Source organism: Sulfuricurvum sp. (assembly GCF_028688295.1).
Lineage (GTDB): Bacteria > Campylobacterota > Campylobacteria > Campylobacterales > Sulfurimonadaceae > Sulfuricurvum.
This window is the reverse complement of the sequence record NZ_JAQTYM010000063.1, coordinates 2,030-13,329: the sequence shown is the minus strand read 5'-3', so window position 1 is coordinate 13,329 and position 11,300 is coordinate 2,030. Positions and strand designations below refer to the sequence as shown.

Sequence of the window (11,300 nt, the reverse complement as noted above, 5' to 3'; positions counted from 1 at the left end):
CAAGCATACTTAACTCTTAACTTCTAAGAGTTTTTTGCTTCTCGTCCCCTTTTGGGGATGAACCCTCTTTTACACTTTTCTCCTCTTTCGCTATAATCATCACATGAAATCTTTATTACGATCATTCCTTTATACTCTTTTGATGCTTTTTCTCATTTCTGTCCTCTCATTTGGGGCGATACATATGGCACCGAATAGCTTTATGGGTGGCGAACTCAATCCGAACATGACCCCCGAAGCGATAGCACAGCTACGCTCCATTTATGGACTTGATAAGCCTCTCTTTCAACAATACATCGATTGGGTGATTAATCTCTTTACCCTTAATTTCGGTATCTCGTTTGTCAGCGGTTCACAGGTATCTGAGGTGGTTGCGGATCGTCTTCCAGTAACGTTGTGGATGAATATCATTGCGATGGTATTAACGTTTGGTCTATCTCTCTGGATGGGAGTCAAAGCGGCATTAATGCATGGGAAAAAAGTGGATATGTTTATTTCGCAATTTTCCCTTATCAGTTTTGCGATGCCATCATATTATCTGGCACTTGTAGTGATGATGGTGCTGAGCGTCGCGTTAGGGTGGTTTCCTATCGCGGGAATGCACTCGCTTGAACCACCGGAGGGGTTAGGGTATTATATCGATATGGCATGGCATTTGACATTACCCATAGCGGTAATGGTATTTGTGGGAGTGGGGAGTTTGGTTCTTTATATCCGTTCTCTTACCCTCGAAATTCTTAAAAGCGACTATATCTATTTCGCCCGTTCTCGGGGGATATCAGAGAATAAAATTATCCGATACTATATTCTCCCTAATCTCTTGCCGCCGATCGTGACGATGTTAGGGTTATCGTTGCCGGGGCTGATCGGAGGGTCGGTGATACTGGAGTCGATTTTTGGGATAGAGGGGATGGGACAGCTTTTTTATCTATCGGCGATGAGTCGGGATTATCCGGTAATAATGGGGATTTTAATGATGAGTGCATTTTTGACATTGATAGGGAATCAGATTGCCGATGCGGTGTTGTTAAAGCTTAATCCGTTTGTGAGAAGATAAAAGTAAGTGAGTAATATAAGCGCGGTTGACTGCGCGTGGGTTCTCTGCCGAAGAAGAACTCAGCGTTAGCGTAGCCGAGGGGGCTTTGCTCCCTTGGCGTATTTAATTACCAAATAGTGCTTCGAGTGAGCTAAGCCCCTCTTTTTTCTCTTCCTGAGCTTTCTCACCCATTTGAATACTTCCGCCCACTTCATTGAGTTCGATGGCATAACCTGTCAGCATTGATGCAAGACGGATATTGATACCGCTTTTACCGATTGCTTTTGATTTTTGATCGCTTGGGAGAGTAACGACTGCTTTTTTCTCATCCCCTTCTTCTGAAACTACAACAGCACTAATGATCGCAGGGCTCATGGCACGCGAGATAAAAAGCTCAGGAGATGAGCTGTACTCCACACAATCGATATTTTCACCACAAAGCTCTTCACTGACCGCGTTGATACGGACACCACGAACTCCAACGGTTGCTCCGATTGGGTCGATTTGAGGACGGTTAGTATAGAGGGCGATTTTCGCACGTTCACCTGGGATACGGGCACATTTTTCGATGACGACGATTCCGTCTTTGATTTCCGGTACTTCGAGAGCTAAAAGCTCTTCGAGGAATTTCGGAGCGGTACGGGAAAGCTCCATAGAGATACCGTTGGCTTTATCAACATGGACACGGCGTACGATGGCACTGACCATATCACCGACTTTAAATTTTTCCCCTTTGATACGGCTTTTCATCGGTAAGATGGCACGGATTTCATCGATCTCGATGGTGGTATTTTGATCACCGTCGACACGAGTAACACGTCCGGAAACGATCTGATTAATTTTACTTTTGTATTTATCATACAGTTCATTTTCAACGAGACGTTGGATATGAAATTCGATTTCACGGTGGAGCGCGGCAAAGGCACTGCGTCCGTAGCTCTCAATATCGTGTTCCATTTGAAGTTGATCGCCGATCTCGGCTTCGTCATCGATCTCTAAAGCGTTCGTAAGACCCATATAGGCACCTACTTCTTCTCCCTCAATTTCAGTGGCATCATCGGCAACAACGGTGATGATTTGACGCAATTTTACTGTTTTGGTACGATCATCGATATCGGCTTCGAAAGCGAATGTTGGGTTAATAATTCGTTTAGCGGTTTGGATAAATGAGGTTTTAATCGCCTCTTGGACATTTTCACGGCTAAGCCCTTTTTCATTGGCAATTGAATCAATAATATCTAAAATATTTTCCATAATAATATCCTTGTGATGGTGGTAACTCATAAAAAATTGATGATTACGGGGAAGCTTTTTTTATGAAGGACGAGTATTATACATAAATTTCTCTTAATGCGATATTTATCCTATCCCCGCTATAATCCCTATAATATCAAGAACTCTGAATAAAAGGGAAAAGCAATGGAACTTAAACTCGCACGCAGCGAACAAGACACAAAACCGCGTAAAATCGACCTCAAAAAAATCACGGAGATGGTAGAAAAAAGTAACTCATCTATTATCTATTTTGACCGTGAAAATTCACACAAAGATCTTTTAGCACTACAAGATCATTTCGAAGGTGAAGGCAAAAGTTTTTATATGCGCGAAGTAAAATTCGGCCTTTCGGCGAATGAATACATGTACGAAGTGCATATTTTATAATCCGAATGAGCAAAAAACTTTTTATTGAAACACTTGGATGTGCGATGAATGTGCGTGATTCTGAGCACATGATCGCGGAGCTTAATGCCCATGAGGGGTATGAACTCACCGATGATGCTACTTTAGCCGATCTCATCCTTATCAATACCTGTTCCGTCCGTGAAAAACCGGTACATAAACTCTTCTCCGAACTCGGTGTCTTTAATAAACTCAAAAAAGCAGATGCTAAAATCGGCGTATGTGGATGTACGGCGTCTCATTTAGGCAAAGAGATTATCAAGCGGGCCCCCTATGTAAACTTTGTTCTCGGTGCTCGTAATGTTTCTAAAATTGCGGATGTTTTGCATCGTGACAAAGCAGTGGAAATTGAAATCGATTATGATGAGTCTCAGTTCGCGTTTAAAGATTTTCGCAGTAGCCCTTACAAGGCTTATATCAACATCTCTATCGGGTGTGATAAGCAATGTACCTTTTGTATCGTCCCTAAAACGCGTGGAGACGAAATCTCTATTCCTGCTGATTTGATTGTTGCTGAAACACGTAAAGCAGTTGAGAATGGAGCCAAAGAGGTCTTCTTGCTCGGTCAAAATGTCAACAACTACGGTCGTCGTTTGTCGGGAGGAAATGAAAAGATCAATTTTACCGAACTGCTTCGTCGTGTGAGTGCAGTCGAAGGGTTGGAACGTATCCGATTTACCTCTCCTCATCCGCTTCATATGGACGATGAATTTATCGAAGAGTTTGCACGCAATCCGAAAATCTGTAAATCAATGCATATGCCGCTTCAAAGCGGATCAAGTGAGATTCTCAAAGCGATGAAGCGTGGATATACCAAAGAGTGGTTTCTCAACCGTGCTCGAAAATTGCGAGAGATGGCTCCTGATGTCAGTATCAGCACTGATATTATCGTCGCTTTTCCAGGAGAGAGTGATGAGGATTTTGAGGATACGATGGACGTCCTCAATCAGGTTCGTTTTGAGCAGCTATTTAGCTTTAAATACTCTCCTCGTCCATTGACAGAGGCCGAAAAACTCGAAGAGGTCGATTCTGAGATTGGTTCAAATAGACTTGCCAGGTTGCAAGCTCGACATGATGAGATACTTGATGAGATGAAGTCGGTCAATTTGGGTAAAGTGGTCGAGGTTTATTTCGAAGAGTTACGTGATGGAGGTTATGTTGCCGGTCGCAGTGATAATAATCTCGGGATTAAAGTCAAGGGGAGTGAAGAACTTCTAGGGACGATTGCTAAAGTTAAAATTATAGAGGTTTCTCGTAACGTCCAATACGGAGAGATCATTGCGTAAAGACCTTCTTCGCACGTTTGCGTTGTGGTTTATTCCTCCTATCGGCACATTATTGATTCGTCTAATTTATCTCACGAACCGAAAACGGTTTCATCTTCCTCAAGTTATCCCCTCTGAACCGGTCATTTTTGCTTTTTGGCATGGGGATTTACTCATGCAGCCTTATTTATATTACCAATTCCGCACCTCCCCTAAAGCCAACGTCCTTATCTCGGATCATTTTGATGGGCAGATTATCGCGAGTATTATGCGTTATTTTAAACTTGGAACGATCCACGGCTCTAGCACACGCGGCGGAGCAAAAGTGTTGATACAAGGGCTTAAATCACTCTCGCAAGGGTATGATATCGGGATAACTCCTGATGGACCTAAGGGACCTCGTCATGAAATGAGTGAGGGTGTAGTGATTATGGCACAAAAACGGCATACTAAAGTGATCGTTTACAGTTGCGTACCCTCAAAGTATTGGCAGTTACGCAGTTGGGATCATTTCACGGTGCCTAAACCTTTTGGTGTTCTTGATTTTTATGCGTCCGAGCCGATTGATTTAGAAGGTATGGAGATGGAAGCGGCAAAAGATTTGATCAAAGAGAGGTTGATGGAACATGCGCTCTAAATGGTTAATCACTTTATCGATCGTAATATTTGCATTAGGGGGATGGATTTTTTTTCATCCCTCATATCAAAAATCAATCGAATCACGATATTTGTACGCCGTCGGTGAATATGAACAAGCGTATCTTCTTGCGAAAGAATCGTTTGCCCTTGATTCTTACAATAGAATGGCTTCTACGATCATGGCACAGTCTCAAATGTCGCTCAAATACGTTCGCTATAACACAGATGCAAAAAGTTACAAAAAAGAGATTCATCGTATTGCCGGACAACCCAAGGTAACACCTCAAGAGCGAGCTAAGATAAAGATGATGACAAAGATAATGATTGATGCGTATACACGATTGGGTTCAAGCGTAGTTGTTGAGCAAGAACTGATCGATGAAGCAGATGGACATTATGAGCAATTTAAGAATTTACACGATGAACTCGCTTCCCCGCGCTAAAGAAGATTTTTTAAAAAACCTCGACGCAATACGTGGGTATTCGTCGCTCACGATTCAAACGTATGATCATGCACTAAACGCTATGCTCCATTACAGTGAGATCACAGAAGAAGAAGGGGTGCTAAACATCAATTTGATGCCATTACGCCTCCATATTGCTGCGTTAAATGCAAAATCAATTGCTCTCAAGCTTAGTGCTATTCGAAGTTTTGTAAATTATCTCCGCTCACAAGGAACACTAGTTCATTTACGTGGTGATGAGAGCATTAAAATTCCAAAATCTCTTCCTAAACCGATTACTCATGAACATATTCTTCATGCCCTCCAGCATGCCGATGCGACGAGTGCCTTAGCAATTAAGCTTTTGTATACCATGGGACTTCGTATTTCTGAACTGACCCATTTGAAAATGTCTGATATGGAGGAAGGGTGGTCACGTATTCGTGGCAAGGGGGATAAAGAACGGGATATTCCAATGATTGCTTCGATTAGTGCATTGGTTCAAGAGTATCTGTATGCTAACCCCTCTAAAGTGTACATTTTTGAGCTCAAAGGTAAAAAATTAAGCGAAAATAGTCTAAGATATATGATTACCAAGGCATTTGCAAAGGTTGGACTCAAAGTGACCCCTCATCAATTGCGTCATACGTATGCGACTGAACTGTTAAATAATGGGGCGAGAATTGCCGATGTTAGTGAATTATTAGGCCATTCAAGTATGGCGACAACACAGATTTACACCAAATTGGGAAATGCCTTAAAGATGGATCACTATCATCAATCGCACCCATTATGCCAAATTCATGAGGATTCTCAGTGATAGAGTGGTTATACCGCAAAATATTTATTGCTATTATCCCTGATGGAGAGAGTTGCGATATTCGTGTTGTTACTCTTAAAAAGAAAAAAATCGTCTCAAAAGCGGCTGAGCGTTTTGAAGGATCAGACCTTAATGATTCTATCCTTTCATACATTCGCAAATATACGGATGAATCCCCTTTTCATTATATTGCCCTACTCAACCCGGATCCGAATCAGGGTGCTTTGAGCGGATGTTCATTGCACAATATCGAAGAGGGTTTAAACGGTTCCAAAACGCTTTGCAGAAACAAAAAATGGCTTTTGTACGCATCTTTAAACGAATTAGAAACGCAGAAAAAAAAATATGCCAGTATTGGACTTGATTTTATTTTTTCTCCATTTTCGGTAATTGAGCAATTTTTTGCGGATAAAATCGGAACTGGGTTTGCGTTGTACGCATTAGCACAAAAAGAGTCTTTTACCCTTGCTTTTTTTGATGAGGGAAAACTTGAATATTCTCATAATTTTGCGATGCACCGTTACCAATCAGGATCAAGTATAGAAGATAACGATATTGGATTTGCAGTTGGCGTTGAGGAACAAGAAGAGAATACTTTAGGTCATGGGATTAATCTCGATGACATTGAAAGTTTAGATGATTTGGATATTATCGATGAATTGGACAGCTTGAGCGATATCGAAGATCTTGATTCACTTGAAGATATTGTAGAATTTAGTGAAGATGATTTGACACTAGAAGAAAAACGATCCGCTGTTCCTCATAACGATGAGATCAAACAAGAGATGGAACATTTTAACGATGATTACATCCGATTTGAGTTTATTCAGAAAATGTTAGAGCGTTTTTATGCAGGAGAAGAGTGTCGCAATCGTTTTGTTGAAACGGTCTATATCGCGGATAGTTGTGGAAGTGGAACAGAATTGAAGCGTTATCTCGAAGAGGAACTTTTTCTTAATGTACTAATTCGCCGTATTGATATTGGTGATGAAGTAATTTCTCTTGCTATTAGCGAAGAGGAGGGGTGATGAAACACAGCTTTATCTCCCCTCGTGCTAAGCGCCTTATTAGCGGTGAATTGCGTCTTGTTTTTTTCTTTTTTATGGTGACGATCGCGATGTTAGTTGGAACCTACCTCTTTTTACAATACAAAACGTATAATTTTACGAATGAGAGAAAAACGGTTGTACAAAAAGAGGCTTCCTTGAAGCGTACAATCGATCAGATGGAGATTCAGATTAAAATTATTGATAAAGAGTCAAAAATCGCTGAACAAATTATGACTGATAATACGGTGATGAAAGAGAGTATCCGTAATTTATTTGATTTGGTTCCAGATGATATTACACTTGATCGTGCGGAACTAGAAGAAAGTTCATTGATTTTATACGGTATTACTCCAAATAAAGATACGTATGACTTTAGACTCCATGCCCCATTACGCTCCATTTTTCATCGTACGTATACGAGCTTTTATCCGGCTGAAAATGGATGGTATCGGTTTGTATCGACTAACTATCTTGACGATGAAAATGAGGAGATGCGCGAATGAATCGACAAACGCTTTATATCCTTATCCTCTCTTTTATTTTATTATTGGGAGTCCTCTTTTTCTCTTTTTTCTTTTTGATTCCAAAAGGGAAAGAGTATCGCTTGCTCCGTTTGGAAGCTAAAAAAGAGTTTCAACAACTTGAGCTTACTCAAAATCGACACGACATAGTTTTTAATCGTTTAAAAGAACTTCAAGCTCAAAATCGTCATACAATCAGTGCTTTTGATACTCCATTCAACACGGAGCGTTTCGAGCGGCTTTATAAAAAAGAGTTTACGGATCTTTATTTAACTGAAGTCACAACGTTCGAGACAAACGGAACATTTAAAGTGTATGAGGTGAATGCCACCTCTAAAATTACCTCACCAGAGAGTTTTTATACGTTTGTTGATGGGGTGAATAAAAGCGAGTGGATTATTGGAGTCAATTTCCCTATTCATTTTGAACGAGACGGTGATAAGATACGTTCAAGCTTCACCATGAAAGTTCACAATAATGAGGATGGAAAACAGGAAAAATAGATTGTTTGAAGGGAGCTATTTCATCACTTTCGCGCGTAAATGGGCAGCGTGAATAGCTTCCATGCAACCATCTCTTACATTTCCTTTTTCTAATGCGCCATACCCTGCAGCGGTTGTTCCCCCTGGACTCATAACCGCATCTTTGAGTAAAGCGGGATGGATAGTTTGGATGAGTTTCCCAAATCCCGCGAAAAGTCCCCGCATCAATACCATGGCATCATCACGTTTTAGCCCCTCGCGTACTGCCCCATCTGCAAGGGCTTCAGCAATGAGAGCGAGATAAGCCGGACCACTTCCCGCAAGTGCCGTTGCGATATCGAGTTCTTTTTCACTGCTAAGCCACAAGGTTGTACCTATCGTTTCAAAGAGAGCTATCGCACTGCTAGCAACGCTCATATCTCCGACTAAAGAGGTCATTGAAGCACCTGTCTCGGCAGCAAGATTTGGCATAGCTCGACAATAGGCATGAGAGTGGATGATTTTCAAAGACTCAAGAGAGGTTCCGGCTAAAACGGAATAAAGAGCGTAAGCACTCCCTTTTAAATAAGGAGCTATTTCAGAAAGATTCGAAGGTTTAACACATAAAAGAATGGTTTTATTGGTGATGTCGGCGTCCGCATAAAGGGTTTTTTTAATTGGGGTACTTAACGCTTGTTCAAATTGCTCCAATGCTGCCATACTTCGACCGATCACCTCGATAGCATGGGTTTCACATAATCCTTTTGCAAGTGCGAGCGCCATTTTTCCATTTCCAACAAAGGTGATTGATTTCGCCATATTCAATCCTTTTTTAAATATTTTTCGATAGGTTCTGCAATGCCAAAATCGGCACGATTATCAACGATAATTTGAGCCATGGTTTGATTGTCGGTATTAAAAATCAAGGGAGCAATAAAGTTAATCGTTGATTTTTCAATTGGTGTTTGTAAAATCATGATATTGTAGATCAAAAGATTGCTCTGAGGAGTAATACCCAGAAGCCCTTGGAGCGAAGAGGGGATATCAAAAGAGTATTCTCGTAAAGAAAAGGGATTGATTAAGGTAAAAGAGGGCCCCTCTCCAATACTTTCTAAACGTAAAAAAATTTCGTCGAGCTTTTGAAGCTCCATTTTTGAAACGGCTTCAAAACCGAGCAAGGGAAGTTTTAAATCAAACTGCATATCTACCTTCTTGTATCATAATGGACTGATTTTAACACATCAACCTAAAAAGTTTCAACAATAAGCAGTGGTGTTTAATCTCTTTACGGTAAAATAGCTGATAATTTCAATAGTGTAGGTTTTAGCAATGATCAAAACATGGTTAGTCGCGATGATAGCAGTTATCCTTTTTAGCGGATGCGGTAAAGAACTCGAAGAGTTTAATAAACCGGCTGAATACTGGTATGAAAAAATGGTTACTGCCGTTTCAAACGGTAATCTAGAAAAAGCAGACAGCTATTTTAGTTCCCTGCAAAGTGAACATATTAGTTCCCCATTTTTAGCAGAAGCGACCATGATTATGGCGCAAGCGCACATGGCTCATGATGAGTATTTGTTAGCAGAACATTTTTTGAATGAATATATTCGTCGTTATGCCACTCCTGAGGGGCGTGAGTATGCGGAATTTTTAAAAGTTAAAGCAAAATTTTTGGCATTACCAAATCCGGGGCGTGATCAAGGTTTGATTGATGAGACTCTAAAAGGGGCGGAAACATTTAAAATGAACTACCCATATTCGACCTATTTGCCACAGTTAAATACGATGGAAACACAATTGCAACTCGCTCGTGGAGTGTTGAATGAAAACATTGCACAAATGTATGAGCGTTTGGGCAAACCAAAAGGTTCAGACTATTATCGTTCAATGGCGCCGGTAACATGGATTAAACCTGATGAGATCGTCGTTGCAAATGTTCCTTGGTATCGAGAGATGTTTGAAGGTGATGGTAGCAGCAGTTGGTACGATTTCCTAATTCCACAAACGCGTAATGTTATCTCTATGGATGACAATCAGAGTAAATAGGCCAATTTTGTAATTTTTAATCAAGGAATTTTGTCGATGCAACTTAGTAACTACAGCTCTTTTCCAACGAATCTTCCAGTTATTGCGGAAGATGAGCTCTTTTTATATCCGTTTATGATCTCACCGCTTTTTTTAAACGATGAAAAAAACATCGCTGCTGCAGCTGAGGCGATTGAGAATAATTCTCTTATCATCGTTTGCCCCGTAAAGCCCGAGCATGAGGGAGAACGAGAAGGGGATGCGATCTATGATGCCGGCGTTATTGGATCTATCATGCGTAAGGTCGTACTTCCTGATGGTCGAATCAAGGTTTTGTTTCAGGGGTTAGCTCGTGGTCATATTATGGAAATGGTACACGATAATCCGCTTCGTGCTCACGTCGACTTGATCTCATCGATGGCGGTAAATGAACTGAAAATGGACGCTATCTTGGAAGTACTTCGTGAAAAAGTGCGCGCCCTCTCACAAGTGAGTAACTATTTCCCACCGGATCTTTTACGTACTATTGAAGAGAACCATGAATACAACCGCATTGTCGATCTCATCTGCAGTTCAATCAAAATTAAAAAAGAGAATGCTTATAAACTCTTTATCGAACGCGATCCTGAAAAACGCTTTTTGATGTTGATTGATGAGTTGATCGAAGAAACCGAAGCTAACAAGCTCCAAAAAGAGATCCGCTCAAAAGTACACACTCGTATCGAGAAAGTAAACAAAGAATATTTTCTTAAAGAGCAGCTCAAGCAGATCCAAAAAGAGCTGGGAACCGATACTCACCGTGATGAAGAGATCGAGGAATTCCGTAAAAAACTCGATGCTAAAAAAGATAAAATGCATCCCGATGCGTATAAAGAGATCAACAAGCAGTTAGAGCGTTTTGCGCGAATGCATCCTGACAGCGCCGATGCGGGGATGATCCAAACGTACCTTGAATGGGTGCTTGAGATTCCCTACGGCGAAGAGGCGAAAAAAGCGCTCAATATTCACGACGTTGAGAATCAGCTCAATAAAGATCACTTCTCCCTCAAAAAACCAAAAGAGCGTATCTTGGAGTATTTCTCGGTTAAAGAGCTCCTTGAGCTTCGCGGTATTGCCGACAAAGAGGGGCGTGGGGCAATCCTTTGTTTTGCAGGTCCTCCGGGTGTGGGTAAAACCTCTCTTGCCAACTCTATTGCCACAGCCTTAAAGCGTCCACTCGTGCGGATTGCACTCGGTGGGTTGGAAGATGTGAACGAACTGCGCGGACATCGTCGTACCTATATCGGTGCAATGCCGGGGCGAATCGTTCAAGGGGTAATCGAAGCGAAAAAGATGAATCCCGTCATCGTCCTCGATGAGAT

14 protein-coding genes are annotated in these 11,300 nt (G+C 41.3%); 11 read left to right on the top strand and 3 right to left on the bottom strand.

Annotation, left to right across the window (positions count from 1 at the left end; translation table 11 throughout):
• Positions 1 to 103: 103 nt before the first annotated feature.
• Positions 104 to 1,057 (top strand): ABC transporter permease, encoded by a 954-nt coding sequence (locus tag PHR02_RS10940; RefSeq protein WP_299992055.1) that lies wholly within the window; start codon positions 104 to 106, stop codon positions 1,055 to 1,057.
• Positions 1,058 to 1,159: 102 nt separating this feature from the next.
• Here PHR02_RS10940 and nusA read toward each other — a convergent pair whose 3' ends face one another.
• On the bottom strand, positions 1,160 to 2,290 hold the full coding sequence (gene nusA / locus PHR02_RS10935; protein ID WP_299992053.1) for a transcription termination factor NusA: 1,131 nt from the start codon (positions 2,288 to 2,290) through the stop codon (positions 1,160 to 1,162).
• Positions 2,291 to 2,455: 165 nt separating this feature from the next.
• Here nusA and PHR02_RS10930 point away from each other — a divergent pair, with 165 nt between their 5' ends.
• Genes PHR02_RS10930 through PHR02_RS10895 form a run of 8 tightly spaced genes read left to right on the top strand, consistent with a single transcriptional unit; the run spans position 2,456 to position 7,956 of the window.
• Positions 2,456 to 2,698 carry an HP0268 family nuclease gene (locus PHR02_RS10930; RefSeq protein ID WP_299992051.1) on the top strand — a complete coding sequence of 81 codons (243 nt, stop codon included), beginning with the start codon at positions 2,456 to 2,458 and terminating at the stop codon, positions 2,696 to 2,698.
• Positions 2,699 to 2,703: 5 nt separating this feature from the next.
• Complete coding sequence (gene miaB / locus PHR02_RS10925) at positions 2,704 to 4,002, top strand: tRNA (N6-isopentenyl adenosine(37)-C2)-methylthiotransferase MiaB (protein ID WP_299992050.1); 1,299 nt, start codon at positions 2,704 to 2,706, stop codon at positions 4,000 to 4,002.
• Positions 3,995 to 4,618, top strand: a complete 624-nt coding sequence (locus tag PHR02_RS10920; RefSeq protein WP_299992048.1) for a lysophospholipid acyltransferase family protein — start codon at positions 3,995 to 3,997, stop codon at positions 4,616 to 4,618. The genes miaB and PHR02_RS10920 overlap by 8 nt, the downstream gene beginning before the upstream one ends.
• A complete protein-coding gene (locus PHR02_RS10915) occupies positions 4,608 to 5,063 on the top strand; it encodes a hypothetical protein (protein ID WP_299992046.1) in 456 nt (151 codons plus the stop codon). The genes PHR02_RS10920 and PHR02_RS10915 overlap by 11 nt, the downstream gene beginning before the upstream one ends.
• On the top strand, positions 5,041 to 5,883 hold the full coding sequence (locus PHR02_RS10910; protein ID WP_299992044.1) for a tyrosine-type recombinase/integrase: 843 nt from the start codon (positions 5,041 to 5,043) through the stop codon (positions 5,881 to 5,883). Before PHR02_RS10915 ends, PHR02_RS10910 begins: the two co-directional genes overlap by 23 nt.
• Entirely contained in the window at positions 5,880 to 6,911 is a 1,032-nt protein-coding gene (locus PHR02_RS10905; protein WP_299992043.1) for a hypothetical protein, read from the top strand. The genes PHR02_RS10910 and PHR02_RS10905 overlap by 4 nt, the downstream gene beginning before the upstream one ends.
• Positions 6,911 to 7,435 (top strand): hypothetical protein, encoded by a 525-nt coding sequence (locus PHR02_RS10900; RefSeq protein ID WP_299992041.1) that lies wholly within the window; start codon positions 6,911 to 6,913, stop codon positions 7,433 to 7,435. The genes PHR02_RS10905 and PHR02_RS10900 overlap by 1 nt, the downstream gene beginning before the upstream one ends.
• On the top strand, positions 7,432 to 7,956 hold the full coding sequence (locus PHR02_RS10895) for a hypothetical protein (RefSeq protein ID WP_299992040.1): 525 nt from the start codon (positions 7,432 to 7,434) through the stop codon (positions 7,954 to 7,956). Before PHR02_RS10900 ends, PHR02_RS10895 begins: the two co-directional genes overlap by 4 nt.
• A gap of 15 nt (positions 7,957 to 7,971) precedes the next feature.
• Here PHR02_RS10895 and PHR02_RS10890 read toward each other — a convergent pair whose 3' ends face one another.
• Both PHR02_RS10890 and fliW read right to left on the bottom strand, forming a co-directional pair.
• On the bottom strand, positions 7,972 to 8,733 hold the full coding sequence (locus PHR02_RS10890; RefSeq protein ID WP_299992038.1) for a pyrroline-5-carboxylate reductase: 762 nt from the start codon (positions 8,731 to 8,733) through the stop codon (positions 7,972 to 7,974).
• A gap of 2 nt (positions 8,734 to 8,735) precedes the next feature.
• Positions 8,736 to 9,116 carry a flagellar assembly protein FliW gene (gene fliW, locus PHR02_RS10885; protein ID WP_299992037.1) on the bottom strand — a complete coding sequence of 127 codons (381 nt, stop codon included), beginning with the start codon at positions 9,114 to 9,116 and terminating at the stop codon, positions 8,736 to 8,738.
• Positions 9,117 to 9,243: 127 nt separating this feature from the next.
• Here fliW and bamD point away from each other — a divergent pair, with 127 nt between their 5' ends.
• Entirely contained in the window at positions 9,244 to 9,960 is a 717-nt protein-coding gene (gene bamD / locus PHR02_RS10880) for an outer membrane protein assembly factor BamD (protein WP_299992036.1), read from the top strand.
• Positions 9,961 to 9,996: 36 nt separating this feature from the next.
• Positions 9,997 to 11,300, top strand: a 1,304-nt coding sequence (locus tag PHR02_RS10875) for an LON peptidase substrate-binding domain-containing protein (protein WP_299992035.1), incomplete at its 3' end; no start/stop codon positions are given.